The sequence below is a fragment of the Sinorhizobium sp. genome (assembly GCF_059070375.1).
Genome location: NZ_JCACWC010000001.1, coordinates 852,396 through 877,020 on the forward strand (window position 1 = coordinate 852,396; position 24,625 = coordinate 877,020).

Below are 24,625 nucleotides of genomic sequence, written 5' to 3' on the forward strand. Positions count from 1 at the left end.
AGCCCGCTCAACGTCTGCCGCCGCCGCGGCCGCCACCGCCGCGACCACCGCCGCGTCCGCCGCCCCCCATCGGCGGCCTGCCGCCGCCGCGGCTGATCTGCGGCCGCCCGCCGCCACGTTGCCCGCCGCCCATACTGTGGCCGCCGCGCCGCGAGGCAGATACCTCTCGCCGTCCGGAGTTGACGTTGCCGAGCCCGGACGGTTTCTTCGGCCTGTTCTGCGCCTTCGAGGCCATCTTCTTCTTGCCTGCCGGCCGGTTGGCGGAGGATTTCTTGCCCTTGGGGCGGTTGGCTCCGGGTTTCGCGCCGCTGGATTTTACCTTTGCCACCGCCTGTCCGCCGCCGGCCCGTGCGGCGGGTCGCGCCGCGGCGTCCCGTCTCGGTTGCGCCTTCAGGCCGTCGAGCGTGCTCTTGCGCACGTCCTTGAGCTGGCCCCCACCGCCGCCTGCGCGTGCCTGCGGCCGCTCGCGATTGATCTCCGCGGCGCGGTTGCGCAGGTTGTTGTCACCATTGGCCTTGATGTTGTTCTTGATGTTCGTCCGGTCGAATTTCTGGAGCTGGTCGCGGTCGAAGCTGAGCTTGCTGCGGTCGACATTCTTCCAGTCGATGTCGTTCCAATTGACCTTGCCGTCGAAGTCGATGCTGTTGAAACACTTGTTGCAGTCGACATCGATGTCGCCGCCCCAGTCGCCGCCCCAGACACCCCAGTCGTCCCAGTCGACGATGGCGCCGAAGACCGCGCCGGTGACGGCGCCTGCAAAAAAGGCCGCGCCCGGATAGTAATAGGAGGGATAGGGGTCGTCATAATAGTCGATCGGAGCCGGCGCGTAATCCGCCTCGTAGAGCATCTCCGGCGGATACTGCGGCACATAGATGGTCTCGGGGCTCGCCGACTGGATGATGATGTTGTCTCCCTCCTCGACCACCTTCATCTTGTCGTCCGTCTTGATAATATCCTTGGCGACCGCCTCGTCGCGCAACTGCTGGATGGCGATCAGCACGTCCTTCTGCTGATTGGCGATCGCCTCGCCGAAGGTCTGCGTCCATTCGAGATCTTCACTCATCATCTCGATGATCTCGGGATAGTTCAGCAGTGAAATGACGCTGCCGTCCCAGTCTTCCTTCGGCTTCAGGTCGGGGCTTTTCTTGCGCTTCTCGAGAAACCGCTCCGCCTCTACGATCTGCAAGGGATAGAGCGATACGGCAGAAACCAGCGCGACCAGTTCGTCCGGATAGAGCGCAATCCGCGCCACCAGGACCTCCAGTTCGTCGTCACTCAACGGCTCCGGGGTTGATGTCGTAGTATCAGTTGCAGCTTTTGACGGTTCTTGTGCGAGTGAGGCGTCGATTTGCATCGACAGCATGAGCGTTAGGGCGCTCGCGAGTGCAAAGGTGGTGCCTTTGATCATGTTTTCGCCTCCCGGACGCGGGCCCTTCCGCGATTATCAAGATCGCGCTGACGTCAAGATGTCCCCGGTCTCGGCATCGACTGTCCCCACGCCTATTGCATGCAACTGCACTAGGTTACGGGCGAACGGTGCTTGTTGTCGGTGCGCGCGTTGCCGGTGCAGGCTTTGGCACTGAGCCGGTAGCCGCCGGAGGCCGTTCCTGTGCTGCCCTCCGCTTGAGGAGGTAAGTATTAATGGGTTGCCGTTTCCCGTCGATCTGACGCTGGTTGATGTCGACGCCTTCATAATACTCATCTGCAGGCGCTGGCACTGCGGCGCCCAGGATCAAACAGAAGGCCACCATCATCGCCCGACTAATTGGAATCTTGCTCATTTTCGTGATTCCTTCCTGCGATTGGCGCAGCGCAATTTTAATTGGAATCGAACGGCAAGTCGTTGATCGCGATCAAGAACGAAAAAATCCACCGCACTGCTGGCTCGGGCGACGACCGTGCGCATGGTTGATCCTGCGGGGGAAGTTACAATTGTAGGAACAATTGTTCCTGATCAATGCCGTCCGGTGCGCAAAGAATTATTCTGTTTCGCCAGGAAATACAGACGTGGGCTATCCGCGGCCTTGAGAACTGTTTTGGCTCCGGCCATGCAGGGCGCGGGAGCTCAAATGAGAAGCCTAGTTTCGCAAGCGCCGGGATGACCGTCCGGCCGGACTTTCGTCAAATGCGACCAACGCACGTCAAGTCTCAAAGACCGATGTCGCCAAAGGAGATGGCCAATGCGCACTGTCGGTGTCCATTCGGAAGTCGGCAAGCTTAGGACGGTGATGGTCTGCGGGCCGTCCTTGGCTCATCAACGACTGACCCCGGGCAATTGTCACGACCTGCTGTTCGACGACGTCGTCTGGGTGCATGAGGCGCAGAAGGACCACTACGATTTCGTCCTGAAAATGCAGGAAAGAGGGGTGGAGGTCCTGGAGTTGCACGACCTGCTGACCGACACTCTCATGGATGCCGAAGCGCGCCAGTTCGTGCTTGATCGCCGGGCCACCCCGAATGTCATGGGATCCCAGATCGCCGAGGTTATGCGTCCTTGGATGGAGGAAATGGATGCCAGGCGGCTGGCTGCCTTCCTAATCGGTGGAATCTCGATTGCAGACCTTCCGGAAGGACAGGGCAAGGCTCTCATGGCATCTGCCTTCCACTCCACCGAGTTCGTCCTCCCTCCTATACCAAACACATTGTTTCAGCGCGATCCGTCCTGCTGGATCTATAACGGAGTAACGTGCAACCCAATGTTCTGGCCCGCACGGCGCGCGGAAACCCTGGTTCAAAGGGCGGTGTACAAGTTTCATCCATCCTTCAAGGACGCGGCCTTCGACATTTGGTGGGGCGACTCCGACGAGCAGTTTGCAAATGCCACGATCGAAGGCGGTGACGTCATGCCTATCGGCAACGGTATCCTGCTGGTGGGAATGGGTGAGCGGACCACCTACCAGGCGGTGGGCCAGGTTGCCAAGGCGTTGTTCAAGGCAGGCGCCGCTACTCGCGTCATCGGTTGCCTGATGCCGAAGAGCCGGGCAGCGATGCACCTCGATACCGTATTCACATTCTGCGATCGCGACGTGGTGACGCTCTTCGCAGACGTTGTAGATCAGATCCGTTGTTACAGCCTTTTCCCTCTCGACGACCAGGGAAACTTCGAGGTGCTGCAGGAAAGTCGCCCCATGCTCGAAGTTGTCAGCGAAGCATTGGGCATCGACAAACTTCGAACCATCGCCACCGGTGGAAACGCATATGAGGCGGAACGTGAACAGTGGGACGACGGAAACAACGTCGTTGCCCTCGAACCGGGCGTTGTCGTTGCCTACGACCGGAACACGTATACCAACACCCTTCTGCGCAAGGCAGGCATCGAGGTCATCACAATCCGCGGCGCCGAATTGGGCCGAGGACGCGGGGGCGGTCACTGCATGACGTGTCCGATCTGGCGAGAGCCGGCCGACTGAATTTGCAAACGGAATTTCCGCAAATTGGAGCAACACCATGAGTTTTAATCTCCGAAATCGCTCGCTTCTAACCGTGCAGGACTACACACCGCGGGAGTTTCGTTACCTCGTGGATCTCGCTCGTGATCTGAAGCGCGCCAAATATGCGCGCACCGAACAAGAGCACCTGAAAGGCAAGGAAATCTGCCTGATCTTCGAAAAGACCTCGACGCGTACGCGATGCGCCTTCGAAGTGGCCTGTTCCGATCAAGGCGCCAATGTCACCTATCTCGACCCTGCCGGCTCGCAGATTGGACACAAGGAGTCTTTCAAGGACACCGCGAGAGTCCTCGGCCGAATGTACGATGCCATCGAATACCGCGGTGCCTCTCAGAGCGGCGTTGAAACTCTCGCAAAATATGCGGGTGTGCCCGTCTATAACGGTCTGACCGATGAATACCATCCAACGCAAATGATCGCCGACGTCCTGACGATGCGCGAGCATAGCGACAAGCCGATCAGCGAAATCAAGTACGCCTATATCGGCGACACCCGATCGAACATGGGTCATTCTCTGCTGATCGTCGGCTGCTTGATGGGTATGGATGTGCGCATTTGCGGTCCCCGATCTCTGTGGCCCTCGGAAGAATTTCAGACCATCGCGCAAGAACTTCAGGCTCAGTCCGGAGCGCGCCTGATGATCACGGATGATCCGAGGACTGCAGTGGAGGGAGTTGACTTCATTCACACGGATGTCTGGGTTTCGATGGGTGAGCCGAAGGAGGTCTGGAAAGAACGAATTGATTTGCTGACGCCTTATCAGGTCAATGCCGAGTTGATGGCAGCAAGCGGCAACCCGCAGACCAAGTTCATGCACTGCCTCCCGGCCTACCACGATACCGAGACCACTATCGGAAAACAGATCGCCAATGACTACGGGCTATCAAACGGTCTCGAGGTCACCGACGAGGTGTTCGAGTCGCAAGCGAACATCGCGTTTGAACAGGCCGAAAATCGCATGCACACGATCAAGGCGCTGCTGGTTGCAACTCTGGGGGACTGACCATGCGCGTCGTGATCGCCTTAGGCGGGAATGCGCTCCTAAAACGAGGGGAGCCCATGACCGCCGAAACACAACGTCACAACATCAAGATTGCGGCCGAGGCCATCGCGCCGCTGGCCGCCGAACACCAGATCGTGGTTACTCATGGAAATGGACCGCAGGTCGGCCTGCTGGCCCTGCAGGGAGCCGCATACAAGCCCGAGGAGGCCTATCCGCTTGATATACTTGGAGCTGAGACGGAAGGCATGATCGGCTATATGCTGGAGCAGGAACTTGGAAACGTGCTCCCTTTCGAGGTGCCGCTGGCAACAATCCTCACAATGGTTGAGGTCGATGGTAACGATCCCGGATTCCAGAACCCCACCAAATTTGTCGGCCCGGTCTACGAGGCAAGCGAAGCTGGCGAGCTTCATCAGCAGAAAGGGTGGGCATTCAAGCAGGACGGGAATAAATGGCGCCGCGTCGTAGCGTCGCCGATTCCCAGACGGATCTTTGAACTTCGACCTATCCGGTGGCTTCTCGACAAAGGAGCGGTTGTCATCTGCGCCGGCGGCGGCGGTATTCCGACGATGTATGAGCGGGGCAAGGAACGGACATTGATTGGCGTGGAAGCGGTCATCGACAAGGATCTCTGTTCAGCCCTTCTTGCCCGGGACATTGGAGCAGATCTGCTCATAATGGCGACCGACGCGGACGCTGTTTTTACCGGCTGGGGAACCCCGGAACAGAAGGCAATCTTCAAGACGAATCCCCGCCGGATAAGCGAGTTCTCGTTCCCCGCCGGGTCCATGGGACCCAAGGTCGAGGCCGCCTGTCATTTTGTCAATGCAACCGGGCATGCTGCAGCGATAGGTGCGTTGGCCGACATCCCGGCAATGGTGCGTGCAGAGCGAGGCACCATCATAAACTCATCATTCCCTGACATCACGTGGCATGTCGAGGTTCCGGTTCCTGGTCCAGTCTCCGGTCCAGTCTAGGATTGTTTGCGCATAGTCGAGGTGTGGGAAGAGCGATTGCCTTCAAGAGGTGACGGATGAAGGTGGAAATCGAAAGGAAGTTTCGGATCCTCGACGAGGGCTGGCGTGCGCAGGCTTCGGCCTCGTCGGAGCTTCGCCAGGGCTACATCGTTATGACAAAAAAACGCGTTGTGCGCGTCAGAACAATTGATGGTGCCGGAGCGGTCCTGACGGTAAAAATCCGCACCAGATCCGGTCGACGCGAGGAATATGAGTACGTGATCCCGTACGATGACGCGACAAGAATGCTTGATCACGCCCTCTGTACAATAGATAAGACGCGTCATGAGGTCGAGTATCGAGGCTTTCGGTGGGAGATAGACGTCTATCACGCTATGCAAGAAGGCTTGATCATTGCAGAGGTTGAGCTCTCAGCTTCGACAGATGAGCCACCTCTGCCGCCGTGGCTTGGCCCCGAGATCACTGGAAACCCCAAATATTCAAATCGGGTACTTGCGAAGAAGGGTGCTGCTGCGCATACCGATTTTCCCGATGTCGGCCGCAGTGGTGAACGCCTGCTGACAACTATGCGGCGAGACGTGATTTTCCGTCCTTTTGACTGAAAGTGGAGCAAGGACATGGCTGAAAAACGAGACATCGACCCGAATGCGACACCTCCGAGCGCCAAGGACCTGCGCATGCAGCTTCTTCAGCGAGAGATGGAGGAAGTGGAGAAGGAGCGGAAGTTCAAAACGCTGCAGGAGCAGAAGTTAACTGAGTTCGCCGAAAAATTCCTTGAAGAGCACGTGACGCCAGAGGAGGTTGCCGTGGTGCGCCGCCTGGTAGCAAACGCTGTTCGAGACGGAAAGTTCGAGGCGATGGTTTACAGCTTCCCCTCGGATCTTTGCACCGACAGCGGGCGTGCGATAAACAGTGCTGACCGGGACTGGCCACAGACTCTCCAGGGTAAGGCGAAGGAGTTCTTTGAGCGATATCAAAAATTTGGCAAGCCCCAGGGCTTCAAGCTCAAAGCCATGATTATCAATTTTCCAGGCGGTATGCCGGGCGACATCGGCTTCTTTCTGAACTGGGCTCCTGACGACGTCTCTGGATGAAATCTGCAACTCTGGTCCAGCCTCCAGCCAACAGTAATTTTGGATCGGGCCTCTAGGCCGTCACGCTCAAGGCGTCACCGTTGAACGCGCGGAGAGCATCTTCGATACCTTCAAAGATCATCTCGGAACCGATTCTGTCGATTACGCCAGCACGCGAGAGCATGGCACGGGCGTCGGTGTGCAGTTCAGCAAGCCCAAGTGCAATCCCTCGATTCTTCAGATCCGCATGAACTTCCTCCAGCATGATGGTCGCCGTGCTGTCGATTTGCGGCATGGCACTCGCGTCGATGATCAGCCAGCGAGTGTCCGCGGGCAGCTCGTCGGCGATCACGCGAAGGCGTTCCTGAACATGGTCGGTATTGTAGAAGAGTAGACTGCCCTGGATCATGCAAATAGTGAGGCCGAACACCGGACGCGCTGCCGGAGTGCGATGGAGCTTGTAGAAACCGTCGCGCCCCGGAATCCGGCCGAGAAGGGCGTCGTGGGGGAACATGCTCTTTTGAAGAATGTAAACGAGGGTTGCCGCAATCGCTATGATCACGCCATTCAGAACACCCAACCCGATCGGCCCCCACATGGCTATCAGTGCAAATATGAACTCCATCCGGCTGACGCGCCAAATCTGCTTAAAGGCGGCGATATCGATAAGGCTCAGTGCGGTCGCTGCCAGGATCGCACCCAGTGCGGGGATGGGCAGAATCCGCAGAATGTCTCCGAAGAAAAGGACTGTCGACATAAGTGCCGCTGCCGCGACAAGGCTCGCTATCTGCGATCGGCCTCCCACAAGGAGATTTACTGCAGTTCGGGAATCAGAGGCTGTTACCGGAAAGGCGCCGAAGAGGCCGGCAGCGATGTTGGCAGCACCGAATCCGGTAAGTTCGCGATTTGGATCGACGTGGTGTCCGGCTTTGGCGCCGAAGCTGCGGGCAGCAATGATGCCTGAGCCGAAACTGACGAGAAAAATGGCTGCACCGCCCAGCAGTAATGGCTGAAGGTGAATATTGCCGATGCTGGGCATTGCCAATGGGGGAAGTCCACCAGGGATATCGCCGACGATTGCTATTCCGTGCGTTTCGAAATCGAACATTGCGGAAAGCAGGACTGCCAGGACAACGACGAGAATCGGCCCTGGGATAGGCGAATGCATGGTACGGGAGGCCTGCAGCAGTGCGAACGAGGCCAGTGCCAGAAAGAGTGAGGGCAGATGAACCGATCCGATCTTTTGCACAAGCTCAAGAACGGGGCCGATCAGGCCTTCGGACGCGACCTCGATACCGGTAAAGCGACCAATCTGACCGATCAGAATCGACAGAGAAATGCCGGCGAAAAAGCCCGTCAGAATGGGACGTGAGAGAAAGGTCGCGAGGACGCCCAGTCGGATTGCGCGGGCAATCAGGCAGAGCGTTCCGACGACGAGCGCCAATAGCGCCGCCACCGCAACGCGATCAGCCGTGACACCGGGTGCCGCAAAGATCGTCGTCAAGACCGCTGCCAGCACGGTCATGGTGGCTGCATCCGGACCGACGATGAGCTGACGCGAAGGCCCAAAAAACGCGTAGGCCACCAACGGGGCGATGCTTGCGTAAAGTCCAGTTTCGGGCGGAAGGCCAGCAATGGCCGGATAGGCGATGGCGCTGGGCAGTCCCACAGCAGCGATTGCGAGCCCGGCGGAGACGTCACTGCGCAGCCATGCCGGGCGGTAGCCGTCCAGACCTGCAAGGAGGGGTAAACGGGGGAGGGCCAACGGCATGCTGGGCTTCCTGATCAGTGTCCCGTCAGAACGAGCGTTTGGACGGGCAGCAGCAGCGCCTGCAGCCGCAGGATCATGGCATGCACCAGTCCAAGCGCATCCACCATATGAAGGAAGAGCCAGCGCGGCGTGCTTACGTTTCCGTGGGTCAGTTCGTCATGATTGCTCGTGTAGGCATTGGCGATGCAGTTACTTCCTGGCGGAATGCCGGTGAACTGGTCTTCATAGAGTGGTTCCAGGAAGCTGGTCAGCGTTCCGGGCCTGGCCATCTGCTGCACGTCTACGAGCTGATCCGCGGGCCGGACCTGGCCAGCGGCAATAACGTCCTGGACCTCGGTCACGACCATTGGAATGATGGTAAAGGGCTTCCCGATACACGTGACTTCGGCAATCATCCCCGGTTTCAGGACCTGAGCCTCGATCTGTCCGAACCCTGCTATCAACCCTACGCGGCGATCCTCGGGAATCAGGATCCCGGCCGAGCGGATCATCGGATTGACGATATCGCCAGGTCTCAGCGCGAACTGTTGAACCATTCCGGCGGTTCCAGCGCGCACGACAGTCTTGTCCAATTCCACCTGCGCCTGGGCAAGTGCAGCTTCGGCGCTTGCCTTCTGTGCCGGCAGGAGCGAGGCGATTTTCGTTTGCAAAGTCTGCTTGTTGGAAACGGCGGCGGCGAGCGCGCCTTCTCGGCTGTTTACCGCCACTTGGCGTCTCTCGATTTCGCGCTTTGCGACCACGTTCGGATTGCGCCGATTGAGCTCAACCTGTGTCTGGTATTCGTCCACGGCCTGCTGGTAGGCGCCTTCTGCCTGGGCGATCAAACCGTCTGCCGCCACCAGCTCCGTTTTTGCCACCGCCGATTCGGCATCCAGTTCGGAAACGCGCCGGCGAGCGGTTTCCAGCGCCGCCTCCTGTCCCGTGCTGTCGAGGCGAAATAGGGGGGCACCAGCGGCAACCTTCTCATTTGTGCCAACGAAAACTTCCGCAACGCGGCCATTTGCCTCGGGCAATATGGTAACGGTGCGGAACACCGCTGTGACGTTTTTGGTGGAAGGATGATAGTAGAAGATGAGGGTAATGAGGGAAAGTGTAAGGATCACACAGGCCGTAATACCCCAGCGCAGCTCAAACCACATGGAATAGAGATTGATCTCGCGGCCGAGCCTCTTGCCCTGGGCATAGCGGCGGAAAAGAAAGTCCGGAAAGATCGTGAGCATGGAGCAGATCATGAACTCAAGCATGGCTTATCCCCTCCGCTCCGAAAGATTGTTGTCACTAGCCGAAACTTCATTTTCTACCGGTACCCACGGAGGTTCTGTCGGCACGGGGCGCGGCTTGACCACTGGTTCGAGGCCGGTTGGGTGGGCCTCGGCTGAAGAGGAGGAGGCGTCCCGAGCAGCAATCGATCGGAGCGAGTCGGCAATCGAAGCCATCGGACTGGAGAAATCAGGAAACTCGATCATTGCCAGTAGCAGGGCAGCGATCCAGAAGAGGTGGTTATGCGTAAACAGTGCAATCAAGGCGAGTACCGCGACCAGCTGTAGTTGGCCCTTGCTCGCCCCGTGAGCCATGTGTTCGGGAAGCGCGTGAAGGCGTAAGTATAATACGCCGATGAGGAGTATCAGAAGCAGGACGAAGACGGTCATTATATTGAATAAAATATCCGTCTCCCCGGGTGCGGTGATGAACGCAGGCAAATGATTAACTGCCGCTGGGTGCACGGACTCTGCCATTTGCGCTCTCCTCCGGAGACGACGTCTTTTCAGACGTACACGTATTACCGTAATGCTTCAATCGCTGCATGTTGCCGAAAAACATGCAGCAGGCGAGGACACTCCTGCCGCAGAATAATGTCAACTCAATAAGCAAAGGGCCGGTCAAACGCTTTCGTATCGCCACGATGATACGCGAAAAGGGGTGACTGGCAATGACTCGAGTCAATCGCTGAGCACTTCCGAGCTCATAACGTCAGAAATCGAAGATCTGCCCTGAGTGTCAGAACGCGCGGCATTTTTCCTTACCCGCGGAGGAGACGGAATTGTCTTTGAAATGCAAGAATCGAATCCCCCGAATGCTGAATGCGTATCCTACGGTATTTTACTGTGGCTTCATCAGAGGAAGCGCTACGATCGAAGCATCGTTCTCCAAGCGTTCTTCACGCAATATCGCGAAATGAGTTGCAGCAGACCTCAGCGGCCGTGCGAAAACGATACGAGTGCCGCTTGCAAAAATGCGCTGCGTGACGACGCAACTTAGGGGAGCGGCGAAGAGAGAGCGCACAGCTGGGTGGAAGAGGCAACAGAATGGCTGAGGATCAGCCTGACAAGGACGCCGTGAGTACCGGCCGACCTGACGAGCCATCAATAGAAGCGAGGATTACCGATATCGCCCGAATCGGGGTGGTCGTGCTTTTCGCCTATTGGTCGCTTACCCTTGTCGCTCCGTTCGCCATCATTATTATCTGGGCGATAATTTTGACTGTTGCTCTCTATCCGCTATATCAGGAGCTTAGCGTCTTGCTTGGCCAACGCGTTCGATTGGCCGCGGCCTTGATCACATTTGTCAGTCTCGTGATCATCGTAGGCCCGCTTGCAGCTATTGCTTTTAACTTCGCTGAAGGTGCGCAGACGCTTTTCACCAGATTGAGCGAGGGTTCCTCCCTGGTGCCACTGCCCACGGAAAATGTCAAAAACTGGCCACTCGTCGGTGAGCGCGTTTTTGAGGCCTGGACTCTTGCCTCTGTCAATCTTGAATCGGCAGTGAAGCGCTTTGAACCATCGTTGCTGCATGTTGGGAGCGTCGTCCTAAGCAAAGTTGCCAGCGTCGGCGTTGGCCTGTTGAGCTTCGTGGCGTCCGTGCTCGTGGCAGGCTTTCTTTTCGGGTCCGGTGCGCGCTTTGCCGAAAACGTGCAAGGCTTCGCTCGCAGAATGGGTGGGAATAGGGGCGTGGGTTTTGTGCAGCTCGCGGCGGCCACTATCCGTAATGTGGCGCGTGGAGTAATCGGTGTCGCGCTGTTGCAGGCGTTTCTTTGCGCACTGATCTTAAGCCTGTTTAGCGCACCAGCGCCTGGGATGGTGGCGTTTGTCGTGCTTATCCTATGCATTGTTCAAATCGGGCCAGCGCTTGCTTTGTTGCCTGTCATGATTTGGGCCTGGACAGAGTTGAATCCGGCCGCTGCAGCACTACTCACGCTCTTGTTGATCCCTCTGATCCTCATCGACAACGTGATGAAGCCGGTGTTGGTGGCTCGCGGACTTTCGACTCCGACTCTCGTAATTCTTCTCGGTGTGCTTGGAGGTACTCTGTCCTATGGTTTGATCGGCTTGTTCCTCGGACCCATTGTCCTCAGTGTTTTCCACGACTTGGTGATGGTTTGGATGAGAGGTGGAGCAGCGGCACCTAACACGCCGCCCCTGGCGGCAGCTTCAGAGGGAATATCGGAACAGAATTGAACAATTGAACCGCAGCAACGATTGAAGGGAAGGGGCGTCCGACGAACCGAGCACCTTCTTTATTAGTAAACGTTCGGGACTATGTTGCGTGCTGTGTTGTCGTCGACGAAATCGTCCGGCCGCTTTTGACGCTTGCCGAGTTCCGGTTTGTCGTACTTGATCCTCTCGTACGGGATAGACTTGAGAATGTGGCTGATGCAATTGACCCGCGCGCGCTTTTTACTGTCCGAGGGGACGATCCACCATGGCGCCTGCGGACTATCGCTCATCCGGATCATCTCATCGTAGGCGCGGCTGTAATCCCACCAACGGCGATAAGACTCGAGATCCATGGGGCTGAGTTTCCATTGCCGCCGTGGATCGCGAATCCGGCGTCGAAACCGACGCTCCTGTTCCTCTTCGCTCACCGTTAGGAAGTACTTTAGCAGCATCACGCCGCTTTCGACGATCGCCGCCTCAAAACGGGGCACCAGTTCGAGAAAGCGCCGCGCCTGCTTGACGGAACAAAAACCCATCACTCTCTCGACGCCCGGACGATTGTACCAGCTGCGGTCGAATATGACGATCTCTCCCCCGGCGGGAAGATGCGCCACATATCGTTGCATGTACATTTGCGTCTTCTCCCGGTCTGTCGGCGCCGGCAAGGCAACGACGCGAAACACGCGTGGGCTGACGCGCTCGGTAAGCCTTTTGATAAGGCCTCCTTTTCCGGCCGCGTCACGTCCTTCGAAAATAATCACAATGCGGGCGCCGGATGTCTTCACCCAGGCCTGGAGATGGGACAGCTCAATCTGAAGCCTTGCCATTTCCTCTTCATATTTGTGCGATCCGGTCTCTTCATTGCCGCGCTCCCGCACCTGCAAAGATCTGTCGTGCTCCGCGTCCATTCCGCCACCCTCCGTGGTTCCACATCGGCCGCCGGCCGGTCCTGCCCAGGTTCATTTGGGAGTAAATTAATGCGGAGAAGGCAAGAGTGCTTGTAGTATCGTGTAGCGTCTATCGGAGTGGCCGCAGCCCGGGTCCCTGTGGGCTCGTGTCCTGCGAAATGGAAACGCCCGCTTGCCGCAATCCCTCAAGAAAATGAAGCTGATCCTCAGTCCGGTGGATGCGCATCGCAACTTCGCGCCCGATATTCTTCAGGACGCCGGGCGCATTCGTCTCAAGCCATCGCCGCTCGATGCGAGCTTCGTCGGTCTTGCCGAGCTTACCGAGCGTGGCAAGCAATATGACGTGGAAAATTGGGTTGGCACGAAGGTCGGATAAGCGAGCCCACTTTTCCGCCGCGACGTAGTCCCGGCGAATATAACAGCAGACTGCCAGCGCCGCCTGAAAATACCCCACGGGACCAGGATTCCGGTCAACTGTCTTGGACACGAGTTCGCAACCCCTGCCCCATTGACCAGATAGCGCGAGACGGAACCCATATTCGCCGGCAAGTTCCGTGTCACTTGGGTTGATCGCAAAGGCGCGCGCGCCGACCGCCAGGGCTGCGTCGACTTGGCCGCGGAAGAAAAGCGCGACCATTCTTGCTTGGAGAGCACGGACGTTCTGCGGGTCCAGTTCCACAGCGCGTGCCGCCGTTTCGATCGCCCGGTCAAGAGCAACGGTTGACGAACCGCCCAGGCGGTTGCGAAAGCGGAGTTCGTCAACATAGGTGAGCGAAAGCAGCGCCCAGGCGGTTGCATAGCCGGGGAAGCGCCTCGTCGCGTCTGTGAGGCACTCTCGAACGGATGTATGTGCCTGAGGGTCGAGATTAGCGCGATAGCCGTAGTAAGAAAGTGTACAAGCATAGGCTTGCCAATCATCCGGAACAGCGTGCGTCAGATGCGTGGCATTTGCCTGAAACATGACTCCGTACGGCTGTGCGATCGCACTGGCTATAGCCGTCGCAGCGCGTGCCTGAAGTTCAAGCACTTTATGAGGTCGGAGATCTTCGTCATAATTGTTAGCCCATACCACTGATCCTTCTGGATGCTGAACGAGGCGTATTCCGAGCCTCAGTTTACTTCCGTCAATTCGGACACGGCCTTCCAGGGCGTAAACGGGCGGGCTCCCTTGGGCTGGATCCGGACTTTGGAGCCCGTCTATTCCCTCGTTCGTGGCAACGGTTATCTCCTTAAACTTGGAGAGATTGCTGATGACTTCGTCCGTCAGGCCTCTTGTAATCATTTCCGATTGAGGGGAACTTGAAAGATCTTCAAAGGGCATCACGACCAACCTTGGAAGCTTTGGCAGAGTCTCCCGCGTGTTGGTGGCGCTTTTCTCCAGCGCGGTTTTGACCGCGAGAAAACCGCTCGCGCCCAGTGTCGCAAGAATTGCGATAGTCGGCAGTATTCCGAACCCGCTCCAAAGAAATTTGTATCGGTTAAAGACGCTCGACACTCCTCGTCCGGAGCTTCGAGACTTGAATTTGGTCGCAGTGCCGCTCCGCGTGTGAAAAATCGGAACATAACCACCCTTGGGTATTGTTATAACGATCGGATCCTGGCGACCCGCCACTAGATAATAGCGTTCAAGAGCACGCCGGAGACGACCGGCTTCGATCCGCACCACAGGATCGTTCTGAGCATCGAACGAAGGGTCCCTGCCGAAGACCACGGTAGCGATCGAATAGGCCTTGATGCGATCAGCCCGTCCGGCGATCGCTTCCTCGATCACGTAGCTCAGAAACTTGCGCGCGCGTTCCGGGACGTCGAAATCAGCGCTTGACCGGATCCGATTGAGTTGTGCGGTGATTTCTGCGTTCGAGGGCAGGGCCGTAGACTCATGCCTGACCTTTTCCAAACCATTCGCTGTCATGCCGCCCCCGGTTTAACATACGCTGTACGACATGAAGTTCTGTAGCTTTCCGTATCTTACTCCCGGGGCGAGTGGGCGGCAATGTAGGATGCACTGAAAGTATATTTCGTTCTCGGCCCTGGAGAGGGGATCGAAATGAACAGTCATGAACTAGGCGGACGTGAACATGGTCTGACTGCGGTCTTGAGACGGTTTCCGGCGCGGTCTTTACAAATCAAGGAGCTGTCGATCCGGGACGAGAGCTTCAGGGGAATGTGCGAAGATCTTGCGGTCGCTGAAAACGCACTTGCTGCCGCCGATCAACTGCCAGTTCAGGTGAGGGAAGAGCGCCGAGCCGAATTTAGCGGCCTCGTCGAGAGCCTCGTCGCAGAGATCGAGCAGACGCTTGGATAAGCCAATCGCGCAAGCACGCAACGCTATGCATGACAAAACCTCCGGCGACTGCCGCGCGGCGCTCGGAGGAAAACAACTGCGCAGAACCTCGCAAGCCCAAGCGATTGAGCACAGCGACCCCGAAGTATGGAGAGTTGGACCATGGACGCTTATGTAGCAAACGCGTTGCAAGCCGGCACAATCATGCCCGCTGCCAGGACTAACCAGGAAGATGTGGAATCGAGGCCGCTGAGCAACTTTGCCGACGGAGAGAGGATTTACATGGATGGGGAGAGGGCCGGCCAAATCTATCGCGTGGAATATGGCGCAGTTCGCATTTGTCGCATACTGGCCAATGGCCGTCGGCAAATTCTTGCGTTTCATTTCGGCGGTAACTGGTTCGGCCTGCAAGCCGAAGATCTGCGGCGCTCCTCCGCGGAAGCGGTAGGCGCTACCGGAATAAAATGCATTAGCATTCAGGAAACGCCAGGCATGTGGCAGGGTCTGCTTCCCGTTATTCTCGACAGCTTTTCGTCGGCGCAAGAGCATCAATTGGTGATTGGTCGTCACAGCGCGATCGAGCGTGTGGCAGCCTTCCTGCTCGAAATGTCGGATCGCTCAGGAGCGCTCTGCAAATTTGATCTCTTCATGCCACGCGTCGACATTGCTGATTATCTCGGATTGACCATCGAAACCGTCTCACGCTCACTTACCAAACTAAAAAGCAGAGGCGTCATCAAACTGAACGGAACTCGCGGCATCGAGATCCTTAATCAGGAGATGCTGGAGACTTTGTGCATGTAGCATGAGTAGTTCGAGGTGGACTCATCCCACCCCTATTCGCCTTCCTGCGTGGTTCCGACGCGCAGTTCGATTTTCTGGTCGGGTAACTTCGACGTGCTCGATCTTGATTTGCGGTCCGCTAAACCCTTCCCCAACAATTCGCGCCTTCACGCGCCGGGTGCGGCCAAAGCGGCTACCGAACCGAGGAGTGACCACGTGTCGGCAGAGTTCGCACGGATTCAGCTATCGGTCGAGTTGCGAGCTATTTCGCCGGCGCTTCTGCCGCCAGCGCTGCCAAATGCTTCTTGGTGATCGCGTCGCGTGTCGCGGCAGCTGCCGCCGCCGCCGATTGCGGGTCGTCGCCGGCGACCTGGACCGTCGGCGAGGCGAAGTGGATGCCATTGGCATCGAATGCCTCTTTGATTAAGGCTTGAGCGCGGCGTCTGACCTGGGCTTGAGATCCTGGCTTGGTGGTCAGGGCGAAGCTTAGCGTTATGCCGTAATCGCCGAACTGCTCCACGCCCTTCATCTTCACCGTTTCGATGATCATCGGCGCGAGCTCCGGGTCTTCGAGCAACGCGGTCCCGATGCCCTTCACCACCTTCTTCACCTTGGCGACGTCGGAGTCATAGGAAACATTGATCAGGAACTTGTCGATGACCCAGTCGCGGCTCATGTTCTGCACGGCGCCAAGCGTTCCGAAAGGCACGGTGAACACCGGTCCCCGGTGATGGCGCAGCTTGACTGAGCGTATGCTGAAGGACTCTACCGTTCCCATGTAGCTGCCGCTCTGGATATATTCGCCGACCCGAAACGCATCGTCCATCATGTAGAAGATGCCGCTGATAACATCCTTGACCAAGCTCTGTGAGCCGAAGCCGATGGCGACGCCGAAGACCCCAGCGCCGGCGATCAACGGACCGACTGCGACGCCAAGGCCGGAGAGGACCATCATGCCGGCGGTGAGGGCGATAAAGGCTGCGAGGAAATTGCGCAGGATCGGCAGCAGCGTGCGCAGCCGCATGCTGCGAGCAAGCTGGGCTGGATCCGCGCCCTCTATACTGGCCCTCTTGATGCGAAGGCTGATGTATTCCTTCACCAGTTGCCAGATCAGATCCGCGGCAAGCAAAATCACGACGCCGGCGAGTACGCCACGGAAAATGCGATTGAATTCGTCGTCCTGCATCATCGCTGTCCCGTTGAACCGGAAGACGACGGCAAGCCAGGCGGCAGCGAGCGCGATGATCATGAACCTTGCACCACGCTCGATCAGGACGTTGCGCATCACCGGAACGTCGTTGGCAGCCGAAACGACGAGCATCGCCTTGGTCAGCGCGCTGGTGAAACGCAACAGCGGCGGCAGGGCGAGAATATAAACGCCAATCCAGAAGAGCACCTTCATGCCGGCGACCCAGAGTAGCCACAGCAGAACAAGGAAAGCGATGATAGTCGCGTTGTGCATCGTTCGCCGCGCGGCCCTCGCCGCCATGGGGCGGGACAACGTGGCTTCAGTTGCCATCCCCAGGACCACGAAGCCGAGAGCGGCTGTAACGAGATCATTGACGTCATTTGGAAACGAGAGCGCCCGCATAAGATCCCGGACCGCCCACAGGAAAGCCAGTGCTGATATGAACAGAACGGACCGCCTATACCAGAAGTGAGCCACGCGCGGGGGGATGGCCCCATTTCCCTCCTGTGCCTCTTCGGTCGCGCCTTTAAATGCAGGCCTCGATGCCGCCCAGACGATTGAAATCAGCAGGCGGGCGACGATCCACGCGATGAGCAGTGGCGCGACCGCCGCCTCCAACTGCGCCGGCCAATCGGAAAGCGCGAAAGCCGAGACACTCGCAATGGCGAAAGCCATTATGGGCAAGATACGCGTTAAGGCGGCAAGGCTGTGACCGAATTGCCTCGAATGTCCTTTTGCACTGCGGCGCAGGAAGTAACGCAGGAGAAATTCCGCGCTGTAACCGATAAGGAGAATAAGCACTAGTCCCCTGAGGATCGGCATCGCTCCCTGATTAGGCATGTCGCTCGCTATGCGGGCCATTGCCGCCTGCCATTCCGGGACCATTCGTGGCGCGGCATCCCGCAAGCCGCCAAGGTGCCGCCGGATCTCTCCAATCCATCGCGAGGCAAGGCTCGCCGCTGGCACCGCAGTCGACGGCGCAACTGCCTGCTTCGTCGAGAGCCATTCGCGTACTTCCGGATCGTCAAGCAACTGAAATAGCTGCTGTACCTTTGCCGGGGAAGCTGTAGTGGCCGGCTCTTGCGCCGCCACGAGACTCGGATGGCCAAAACCCGGTTGGAAGAACAGCAGGGCTAAGACGATAAAAATGCCTCGACGTCCACGCTCCAAGGTTGCGCTCATCGGTAGCCCCCTAGCTTGCGGCCTCTGACGACCCCGTAGCGGCTCGATCCATCATCGTGTCATAGTAGGTTCAAGCATCCTCTCCCCATAGGGATCGGGGACTTTCGGCTCCCCGACGTGAAGGAAGGGCACCCCTTTTGTTTTATGGCAGTCGTTACATTCGTCCGTCATCTCGGCAAAAAACTGATCAAATCGCTTTTCATCTTTTGTTTGTACAGCTTCTTCAAGCAGAAGCGTGATCCGATCAGTTTCCGCAAGGTCGGAGGTGGGCATGGGATAAAGGAGCTCCAGGTCCCTGAAACCCGACTTGACTTGTCCCAATTGATATACAGCCAATGTCCAGTTTCGCAGCCTTACTGAATACCAAAGCTTGGAACGACTCAGCTCGATTTTGGTCATGATCTCGCCGAGGCTGGGTACATATGCGATGGAGTCCTGGGTGGCTTCATCCTCTGCGGTAGCCGACATAGCTGGCAACATAGCAACCAAAATCACCCCGAGCGGTCGCATCACCCCGCTCCTCCGAGGTATTCGCGTTGGGTTTGGCCAACGGCGCCGATTCGAATATGGCCCGCTCCTGTCTGTGTGCCGCCATATTCGATGACAAACGAGTCTGATGAGTTGAGACAGCTTGAGTCTCCCTCAGCCTAGCGGAACCTCTCGCACTTGCTGGTGCTATCTTACTCCTGTTCGGTGGTATCGTCGTTGACAACGATCAAGGGCGCAAAATTCCGTGGCCGGCCGTTCACGGCGGCCGGTGAAAACACCCGCACGCGCGCACTGTCCCGTCCACGAACGTGTCAGCCCCACCACGGATCGGGATTTATGCCAAAAGAGGGCGCGGCGATGGTGGCGCCGCAAGGTTCATTAGGTCGACAGCAGCCGTACCCTAGGAGTCTTGTGGAAGAAGAAATACAAGATCTCGTATAGTTTACAATCGTAGCGAAAGCGCGACGTAGTGTTTTTATTGGAAGATTCGTTCGATCCAAATAAATGTTAGGAAATCACGCCCAGAATACATAGCATATGAAGATTAGATGAAGTATCTCAATAAAGAGCCGCCAAATTCCGCCATGGCGCTCAATCCCCAACTCCTCGCCGGCCAAATGACGCGCCACGATGGCATAGGGATGTGGGTTGGGCGATCAAAAACAGGGCGCGGCTGCCGTTTAGGATTGTCCATCGCTCCACACTTGTAATGATTACCTGCACCTGGAGCCGTTCACGCCCAAGCGGGTGCGCCCCGTCTCGCAAATGCGCGCCCGTTGGACGCTCACGCCGCCTCGCCCGTCACGCGCCAGATCACATCGCCGACATCGTCCGCCACCAGCAAGGAGCCGTCCGGGCCGAGGCTGACTCCAACCGGCCGTCCATAGGACGCCCGCTCGTCGGGCGAAAGGAAGCCGGTCAGAATGTCGCGCGGGGGGCCGGCGGGGCGTCCGTCTACGAACGGTACGAAGACAACCTTGTAGCCGCTCAGCGAGCTGCGGTTCCAGGAACCATGCTGACCGATCACCATTCCATTCGGAAAGCCCGGCAGAGTGCCTGCGGGAAGCCAGCAGAGACCGAGTGATGCAGTGTGTCCGCCCAAGGCATAGTCCGGCGCCAAAGCGGTTGCGACCAAGGCCGAATCCTGCGGCACCCGGTGGTCCACGATCTGCCCCCAGTAGCAATAGGGCCATCCATAAAAGCCACCGTCGCGAACGGATGTCAGATAGTCGGGAGGCGTCTCGTCGCCCAGCCCGTCGCGCTCATTGACGACCGTCCAGAGTGCACCTGTCGTTGGCTCCCACGCCATGCCTACCGGGTTCCGCAAACCGGAGGCAAATATGCGGCGTTCACCACTCTCGAGGTCAAGCTCGTGAATGGCCGCCCGTCCTTCCTCGGCCGCCATGCCGCGCTCGCCTATGTTGCTGAGCGACCCGACGCCGCTGAAGAGCTTTCGTCCATCCCGACTGGCAAGCAGGCTCCGTGTCCAGTGCCCGCCTCCCTTGAAATCTGCCAGCTTTCGCCCTGTCGCGCGGATGCTGGTGTCGCCCGTTTCATAGGGGAACGCGACCACCCCGTCTGTGTTGCCGACATATAAGGTATCGCCCAGCAACGCCATGCCGAACGGTTGATTGAGCCCCTCGAGAAATACGGTGCGTATTTCGGCCACGCCGTCGCCGTCCGCATCACGCAAAAGCGAGATGCGGTTCGGACTGGCGCCCACTGCAGCGGCGCGTTTCATTGTGCTGAACATGGCGTAGTCGAAGGCAGATTTTATGCCCCCCGGCTCGCTGAGCGCCTCGGCAACCAGGACGTCGCCATTCGGCAACACCTCAATCCAGCGGGGATGTTTAAGCCCGGCCGCGAATGCGTTCACCTTCAGCCCAACCGCCGCAGTCGGCCTTTGCCCATCGGTCCATCCCCTGGCCGTAGGCATTTTCAGCGTGGGAATGCCTTGCGGTTTGGCTCCCGGGATATTCGGGGCGCTACCATAGGCGGGTTCCAGAGAAGCGCCGTTCTGGCGGCGCACAAGGATTGCGGCGGCACCGATCAGTGCGACCAATCGACCAAAAACGTCTGACAGGCCCATGTGTCCTCCTAACCTTTTGGGAAAGCTAGCCGAAGCGCCCGCGGGTGGATACCCTCAAACTGCATTGTTCTGTGGCTGGGAAACGTCTCCTTTTGCCGATTGCCTGATCCGGCAGCGCTACCATCGCGGCCGCTCGCGTCTCTTTCGCGCGCGTCGGAGGGCCGTGCGCTGCGGGAGACCAAACTCGCCCAATCGGAACAATCGGCGTCGTGGTCGATTACACTGGAGCTTGCCAGCTACGTTGGATGGGAAGATGGCAAAGATCCCCGGGACACAAACTCTCCCGGCAGTGCTTGAGCCGCGAACGGGAACGCCAAGCCCCAGGCTGGCGGAGAACGAATTTCGCCGCCGCTTCCTCAGCCGTTTCCAAGACCCGGTTTTCAGCGGTCTTCGATCGGAACTGGATAAGATCGCTGCGGCGGCTTGGGATGCTTATTCCAACGAGCGAAAAGCGCCCAACACGCGCAAGGCCGGCACTGCCTTCAAGGACCCCGATTACGATCTGTCCGTCGATTGGCTCGCGGCGCGCGACGCAATTCATGCTGCGCAAGAGCGTCACTCGGACCCTCGGGAGCCTGCGCGCATCCTGTTGATCAGCGGGTCATCGCGCAGCGAACACACTTGTCCCGGCGAAATGTCGAAATCCTATCGGCTGACGCGGATCGCGCAGGCAACGATCGATCAAACGGCGGGGGTGAAGACCAGCATACTCGAGTTGCATCGCCTTACTTCGGAATATGGGCGAACGATCCACCCGTGCAAGGCCTGCTTTTCCACCTCGCCAGCCCTCTGCCACTGGCCGTGCTCCTGCTATCCCAACTACTCGCTTGGCCAGGTCGACGACTGGATGAACGACATCTATCCGATGTGGGTAGAGGCGCACGGCATCATGATCGTCACGCCTGTGAACTGGTATCAGGTCTCGTCGCCGGTAAAGCTGATGATGGATCGGCTGGTTTGCGCGGATGGTGGCAATCCGGACCCCACCCTAACACAGGGCAAGGATGCGAAGCTCGCAAAGGCGCTTGAACTCCAAGGCTGGAACTATCCTCGGCATCTCGCCGGGCGGCTCTTCTCCGTCATCGTTCACGGGGACGTGGAGGGCGCCGAGAACGTTCGACGCAGCCTATCCGACTGGCTGTGCTACATGCATCTCGAGCCGGCGGGGCCCTTGGCGGAGATGGATCGCTATATCGGCTACTGGAAGCCATACGCGCTCAGTCACCAGGAGCTCGATGCGGACGAGGCCGTGCAGGAAGAGGTCCGCAATGCGGCGCGAACATTGGTGGAGGCGGTGATGCTCAAGCGCGCCGGCAAGCTCGTTTCGGCGGGTGGCGAGCTCTCGGCCCCACGGCAGAAATAGTCAAGCTCTGGCCCTTGCGAAGCAATCTGAGGAACAACTCATACCCAGGAGCGTTGGGCCACCACAGGAGGAATAACGATGGCCGACCCTAATCTGCATCAATCGCATGACCTCATCGCCAGCGACATGGTCGTGGGCACCACTGTCTACGACATGAACGGCAATCAGGTAGGCTCAATAGAGAGGATCATCCTGGAAAAGCGCGGTGGACGCGTCGCCTATGCCGTGATGAGCTTCGGCGGCTTTCTCGGGGTTGGACATGAACACTATCCGCTTCCTTGGGAAATGCTCGACTACAATACGGATCTCGGCGGTTTCCAGGTGAACATCACAAAGGAACAGGTCGAAGGAGCCCCGCGCTATCCCGCAGACCGGGAATATGACTGGGGGCCCGAAAGCGGCCGTAAAGTCTACGACTATTATGGCATTCCGCCCTATTGGGTATGAATTCGCAAATGCTCAGCGCTCCGCGTTGCTCGCGGAGTGATGTCCATTGCCGCGTCGCTGCCGGATTATGATTTCGAGCGGTGTTCATCGCGGAGCGCCTTTACGGCAAGCGCCAACAGGACGTGATCTATCCGCCTGAGTCGGGACTACTCCGAAAGCGCGCTGCTAGGTACTCGCCCGCGCTGCTCTTGTGGCTCTCCAGGTCTCGTGTCTTTGCGCCCCGGGAGGGGGCCTCGCGCAGTTTCGCCTGCGTCATCAGTGGCTCGTGGACGTGTGAGACGGCCGGCCGCATACCCAGCTTCAAATGCTTCGCGTGTTCGCGCCATGTCACGATTGCACCGGGCAACATGTCCAAGCCCTCGCCACCACTCTTCCCAAGCATCCGTTACTTGCATCTGAACCTCCCTGGCGCAGCCGGGACCGCCTCGTGTGGAAGTTGAGCCGACCGGGTAGTCACCGCATAGCTGGCGAGGTCGTCCGAGGTGACACTATTCAGCAATACAATTCGCGAGCCCGCCGTTTGCCCTTTGGAACTTCGTCGCGCGCGCACTCCCGGCTGAGTGCTAAGCAATATATATCATAGCATGATATACGCAAAGAGTGTAATCGGTTGCCTTCGCGCACATAGGGCGCCGTTCAGCTCGTCAAGCGTTGTTTGTGATGCTTGCGTCCTATGGGCCCCTTGCAAACCTCAGCACCATTGCTCGCCTCTCGCGAACGCGGATTCAAGTTGCCTCCACGAGAAGTCATTAGCACCCGGCGCGGTGGGCGCTCTGGTGTCAGACAGCGGTTAGTCGTCCACTCAACAACAATTGCTCAGCGTTTCCGCGAAAACGGACGGCCGATTCGGGGGAATGAAGCTAATGTGATCCTGGTTTCACGGTAGTCCTGATCTTCGCCACTGCCTCGAGCGTGCGATGGACCGGGCACTTGTCGGCAATTTCGGCAATCTTGCCGCGAAGCTCCTCCGAGACCCCGCCATCAATTGAAATGACGCGTTCGAAACGATCGATCCTGCCGCTGCCGCTGCGTTCCGCTTCGGTGCACTCCTCGCAATCTTTTGCATGGATCTTCGCATGCGAGACGTCGACGCCGATGCGTCCGAGCGACAGCTGCTTATGGTCGGCATAGAGGCGCAGCGTCATCGAGGTGCAGGCGCCAAGAGCAATGGACAGGAAGTCATAGGGCGACGGCCCGGAATCGAGCCCACCCACGCTCTCGGGTTCATCGGCGAACAGCCGATGACCGCCAGCCTGAATCGCGTTCTGAAACTTGCCTTCGCCCGTTTCCATCACACGCACATGTTCAATTGGTCCGGTGCCCTGCGGCGTATCCGCGGCGAGATAGCGCGTCAGCCATGACGAAATGATCTGTCCGGCAAAGGCCGCATCCTGAGGGTCGGTGAGTAGGTGATCGGCCCTGTCGAGCGAAACAAAACTTTTCGGATGCCTCGCCGCGCTGAAGATCTCAGTAGCGTTCTCGATTCCGACCGTCTGGTCCAACGGCGCGTGAAGAATGAGAAGCGGTTTTCTCAGGCTTGCAACAGAGTCTTTTATGCGCTGTGCGCGCGCGTCTTCGACAAATTGCTTTCTGATGAGGAACCTACGCCCGGCAAGATCAACTTCGGCAGACCCGGTCTTCTCGATCTCCTCGAGACTCGCTCCGAAGTTCTTCAAGACGTGGCCGACATCGGCCGGCGCACCGATCGTAGCAACGGCGCGGACCTCAGGAATGTCCCTGGCGACCGCCAGGACGGCGGCGCCGCCGAGTGAGTGGCCGATCAGAAGCGACGGCGCTTGATAGTGTTGGCGCAGATAGTCGGCGGCTGAGAGCAGGTCGGCAACATTGGAGGAGAAATTGGTCGAGCCGAACTCACCTTCGCTCGACCCCAAACCCGTGAAGTCGAAACGCAGGACAGCGATACCTTCGCGAGCCAGCTCTGCTGCAACGCGGCGCGCTCCCGCGAGATCCTTCGAACAGGTGAAGCAATGGGCAAAAAGCGCGTAGGCGCGCAATGGCCCGTTCGGTAGATCAAGGCGCGCGGCGAGCGTCGCGCCGGAATGGCCGGAAAATTGGAGCCGTTGCGAGTTGAAAGACATGGTGACTTCTCCGCTGCAAGGAAGTCATCATTCTACATCCGCAAGGACATCCGGCGAGACAGAATGGCGGCGGCGCGCTCGCCGC

General features: G+C 58.3%; 20 protein-coding genes. 10 read left to right on the forward strand and 10 right to left on the reverse strand.

Annotated elements, in window-relative coordinates; translation table 11 throughout:
• Nucleotides 1-7: 7 nt before the first annotated feature.
• Nucleotides 8-1,408 (reverse strand): DUF3300 domain-containing protein, encoded by a 1,401-nt coding sequence (locus tag AC5J09_RS04125; protein WP_494296949.1) that lies wholly within the window; start codon nt 1,406-1,408, stop codon nt 8-10.
• 772 nt (nt 1,409-2,180) lie between these two features.
• Between AC5J09_RS04125 and arcA the strand changes: the two genes are divergently transcribed.
• The 5 genes from arcA to AC5J09_RS04150 are packed head-to-tail and all read left to right on the forward strand — an operon-like array spanning nt 2,181 to nt 6,523.
• Nucleotides 2,181-3,410 (forward strand): arginine deiminase, encoded by a 1,230-nt coding sequence (gene arcA / locus AC5J09_RS04130; RefSeq protein ID WP_494296950.1) that lies wholly within the window; start codon nt 2,181-2,183, stop codon nt 3,408-3,410.
• A 37-nt stretch (nt 3,411-3,447) separates the two neighbouring features.
• Complete coding sequence (locus AC5J09_RS04135) at nt 3,448-4,452, forward strand: ornithine carbamoyltransferase (protein WP_324764893.1); 1,005 nt, start codon at nt 3,448-3,450, stop codon at nt 4,450-4,452.
• Nucleotides 4,453-4,454: 2 nt separating this feature from the next.
• The gene (arcC, locus tag AC5J09_RS04140; protein WP_494296951.1) at nt 4,455-5,429 is read left to right on the forward strand and encodes a carbamate kinase; all 975 of its coding nucleotides are present in this window, start codon (nt 4,455-4,457) and stop codon (nt 5,427-5,429) included.
• A 56-nt stretch (nt 5,430-5,485) separates the two neighbouring features.
• A complete protein-coding gene (locus tag AC5J09_RS04145; RefSeq protein WP_324764895.1) occupies nt 5,486-6,031 on the forward strand; it encodes a CYTH domain-containing protein in 546 nt (181 codons plus the stop codon).
• A gap of 15 nt (nt 6,032-6,046) precedes the next feature.
• On the forward strand, nt 6,047-6,523 hold the full coding sequence (locus AC5J09_RS04150) for a histidine kinase (RefSeq protein ID WP_494296952.1): 477 nt from the start codon (nt 6,047-6,049) through the stop codon (nt 6,521-6,523).
• A 52-nt stretch (nt 6,524-6,575) separates the two neighbouring features.
• Here AC5J09_RS04150 and AC5J09_RS04155 read toward each other — a convergent pair whose 3' ends face one another.
• The 3 genes from AC5J09_RS04155 to AC5J09_RS04165 are packed head-to-tail and all read right to left on the reverse strand — an operon-like array spanning nt 6,576 to nt 10,009.
• Entirely contained in the window at nt 6,576-8,273 is a 1,698-nt protein-coding gene (locus AC5J09_RS04155; protein WP_494296953.1) for a SulP family inorganic anion transporter, read from the reverse strand.
• A 14-nt stretch (nt 8,274-8,287) separates the two neighbouring features.
• Nucleotides 8,288-9,517, reverse strand: coding sequence for an HlyD family secretion protein (locus tag AC5J09_RS04160; RefSeq protein WP_494296954.1), 1,230 nt, complete (start codon nt 9,515-9,517; stop codon nt 8,288-8,290).
• A 3-nt stretch (nt 9,518-9,520) separates the two neighbouring features.
• On the reverse strand, nt 9,521-10,009 hold the full coding sequence (locus tag AC5J09_RS04165; protein WP_494296955.1) for a hypothetical protein: 489 nt from the start codon (nt 10,007-10,009) through the stop codon (nt 9,521-9,523).
• Between the two features lie 570 nt (nt 10,010-10,579).
• Between AC5J09_RS04165 and AC5J09_RS04170 the strand changes: the two genes are divergently transcribed.
• Nucleotides 10,580-11,728: an AI-2E family transporter gene (locus tag AC5J09_RS04170; protein WP_494296956.1), complete on the forward strand. Its 1,149-nt coding sequence runs from the start codon at nt 10,580-10,582 to the stop codon at nt 11,726-11,728.
• Between the two features lie 62 nt (nt 11,729-11,790).
• Here AC5J09_RS04170 and ppk2 read toward each other — a convergent pair whose 3' ends face one another.
• On the reverse strand, nt 11,791-12,615 hold the full coding sequence (gene ppk2 / locus AC5J09_RS04175) for a polyphosphate kinase 2 (protein WP_324764901.1): 825 nt from the start codon (nt 12,613-12,615) through the stop codon (nt 11,791-11,793).
• A gap of 109 nt (nt 12,616-12,724) precedes the next feature.
• Nucleotides 12,725-14,527: a hypothetical protein gene (locus AC5J09_RS04180; RefSeq protein WP_494296957.1), complete on the reverse strand. Its 1,803-nt coding sequence runs from the start codon at nt 14,525-14,527 to the stop codon at nt 12,725-12,727.
• 135 nt (nt 14,528-14,662) lie between these two features.
• On the opposite strand from AC5J09_RS04180, the gene AC5J09_RS04185 reads away from it, so the two are divergent.
• Both AC5J09_RS04185 and AC5J09_RS04190 read left to right on the forward strand, forming a co-directional pair.
• The gene (locus tag AC5J09_RS04185; RefSeq protein WP_324764903.1) at nt 14,663-14,920 is read left to right on the forward strand and encodes a hypothetical protein; all 258 of its coding nucleotides are present in this window, start codon (nt 14,663-14,665) and stop codon (nt 14,918-14,920) included.
• 141 nt (nt 14,921-15,061) lie between these two features.
• Nucleotides 15,062-15,703 carry a helix-turn-helix domain-containing protein gene (locus AC5J09_RS04190; protein WP_494296958.1) on the forward strand — a complete coding sequence of 214 codons (642 nt, stop codon included), beginning with the start codon at nt 15,062-15,064 and terminating at the stop codon, nt 15,701-15,703.
• 241 nt (nt 15,704-15,944) lie between these two features.
• Here AC5J09_RS04190 and AC5J09_RS04195 read toward each other — a convergent pair whose 3' ends face one another.
• From AC5J09_RS04195 to AC5J09_RS04205, 3 genes are all read right to left on the reverse strand, one after another.
• Nucleotides 15,945-18,053 carry a mechanosensitive ion channel family protein gene (locus AC5J09_RS04195; RefSeq protein WP_494296959.1) on the reverse strand — a complete coding sequence of 703 codons (2,109 nt, stop codon included), beginning with the start codon at nt 18,051-18,053 and terminating at the stop codon, nt 15,945-15,947.
• A 51-nt stretch (nt 18,054-18,104) separates the two neighbouring features.
• The gene (locus AC5J09_RS04200; protein ID WP_494297056.1) at nt 18,105-18,563 is read right to left on the reverse strand and encodes a hypothetical protein; all 459 of its coding nucleotides are present in this window, start codon (nt 18,561-18,563) and stop codon (nt 18,105-18,107) included.
• 763 nt (nt 18,564-19,326) lie between these two features.
• Complete coding sequence (locus tag AC5J09_RS04205) at nt 19,327-20,631, reverse strand: PQQ-dependent sugar dehydrogenase (RefSeq protein WP_494296960.1); 1,305 nt, start codon at nt 20,629-20,631, stop codon at nt 19,327-19,329.
• A gap of 253 nt (nt 20,632-20,884) precedes the next feature.
• Between AC5J09_RS04205 and AC5J09_RS04210 the strand changes: the two genes are divergently transcribed.
• Both AC5J09_RS04210 and AC5J09_RS04215 read left to right on the forward strand, forming a co-directional pair.
• Nucleotides 20,885-21,994, forward strand: a complete 1,110-nt coding sequence (locus AC5J09_RS04210) for a flavodoxin family protein (RefSeq protein ID WP_494296961.1) — start codon at nt 20,885-20,887, stop codon at nt 21,992-21,994.
• A gap of 78 nt (nt 21,995-22,072) precedes the next feature.
• A complete protein-coding gene (locus AC5J09_RS04215; protein ID WP_018096592.1) occupies nt 22,073-22,441 on the forward strand; it encodes a PRC-barrel domain-containing protein in 369 nt (122 codons plus the stop codon).
• Nucleotides 22,442-23,301: 860 nt separating this feature from the next.
• Here the strand turns inward: AC5J09_RS04215 and AC5J09_RS04220 are convergent.
• A complete protein-coding gene (locus AC5J09_RS04220) occupies nt 23,302-24,540 on the reverse strand; it encodes a bifunctional alpha/beta hydrolase/OsmC family protein (protein WP_494296962.1) in 1,239 nt (412 codons plus the stop codon).
• Nucleotides 24,541-24,625 lie beyond the last annotated feature (85 nt).

Bases quoted from the DNA above. Each gene is read 5' to 3' on its own strand.
- AC5J09_RS04125 (WP_494296949.1), bottom strand. From the start codon at position 1,408: ATGATCAAAGGCACCACCTTTGCACTCGCGAGCGCCCTAACGCTCATG.
- arcA (WP_494296950.1), top strand. From the start codon at position 2,181: ATGCGCACTGTCGGTGTCCATTCGGAAGTCGGCAAGCTTAGGACGGTG.
- AC5J09_RS04135 (WP_324764893.1), top strand. From the start codon at position 3,448: ATGAGTTTTAATCTCCGAAATCGCTCGCTTCTAACCGTGCAGGACTAC.
- arcC (WP_494296951.1), top strand. From the start codon at position 4,455: ATGCGCGTCGTGATCGCCTTAGGCGGGAATGCGCTCCTAAAACGAGGG.
- AC5J09_RS04145 (WP_324764895.1), top strand. From the start codon at position 5,486: ATGAAGGTGGAAATCGAAAGGAAGTTTCGGATCCTCGACGAGGGCTGG.
- AC5J09_RS04150 (WP_494296952.1), top strand. From the start codon at position 6,047: ATGGCTGAAAAACGAGACATCGACCCGAATGCGACACCTCCGAGCGCC.
- AC5J09_RS04155 (WP_494296953.1), bottom strand. From the start codon at position 8,273: ATGCCGTTGGCCCTCCCCCGTTTACCCCTCCTTGCAGGTCTGGACGGC.
- AC5J09_RS04160 (WP_494296954.1), bottom strand. From the start codon at position 9,517: ATGCTTGAGTTCATGATCTGCTCCATGCTCACGATCTTTCCGGACTTT.
- AC5J09_RS04165 (WP_494296955.1), bottom strand. From the start codon at position 10,009: ATGGCAGAGTCCGTGCACCCAGCGGCAGTTAATCATTTGCCTGCGTTC.
- AC5J09_RS04170 (WP_494296956.1), top strand. From the start codon at position 10,580: ATGGCTGAGGATCAGCCTGACAAGGACGCCGTGAGTACCGGCCGACCT.
- ppk2 (WP_324764901.1), bottom strand. From the start codon at position 12,615: ATGGACGCGGAGCACGACAGATCTTTGCAGGTGCGGGAGCGCGGCAAT.
- AC5J09_RS04180 (WP_494296957.1), bottom strand. From the start codon at position 14,527: ATGACAGCGAATGGTTTGGAAAAGGTCAGGCATGAGTCTACGGCCCTG.
- AC5J09_RS04185 (WP_324764903.1), top strand. From the start codon at position 14,663: ATGAACAGTCATGAACTAGGCGGACGTGAACATGGTCTGACTGCGGTC.
- AC5J09_RS04190 (WP_494296958.1), top strand. From the start codon at position 15,062: ATGGACGCTTATGTAGCAAACGCGTTGCAAGCCGGCACAATCATGCCC.
- AC5J09_RS04195 (WP_494296959.1), bottom strand. From the start codon at position 18,053: ATGAGCGCAACCTTGGAGCGTGGACGTCGAGGCATTTTTATCGTCTTA.
- AC5J09_RS04200 (WP_494297056.1), bottom strand. From the start codon at position 18,563: ATGCGACCGCTCGGGGTGATTTTGGTTGCTATGTTGCCAGCTATGTCG.
- AC5J09_RS04205 (WP_494296960.1), bottom strand. From the start codon at position 20,631: ATGGGCCTGTCAGACGTTTTTGGTCGATTGGTCGCACTGATCGGTGCC.
- AC5J09_RS04210 (WP_494296961.1), top strand. From the start codon at position 20,885: ATGGCAAAGATCCCCGGGACACAAACTCTCCCGGCAGTGCTTGAGCCG.
- AC5J09_RS04215 (WP_018096592.1), top strand. From the start codon at position 22,073: ATGGCCGACCCTAATCTGCATCAATCGCATGACCTCATCGCCAGCGAC.
- AC5J09_RS04220 (WP_494296962.1), bottom strand. From the start codon at position 24,540: ATGTCTTTCAACTCGCAACGGCTCCAATTTTCCGGCCATTCCGGCGCG.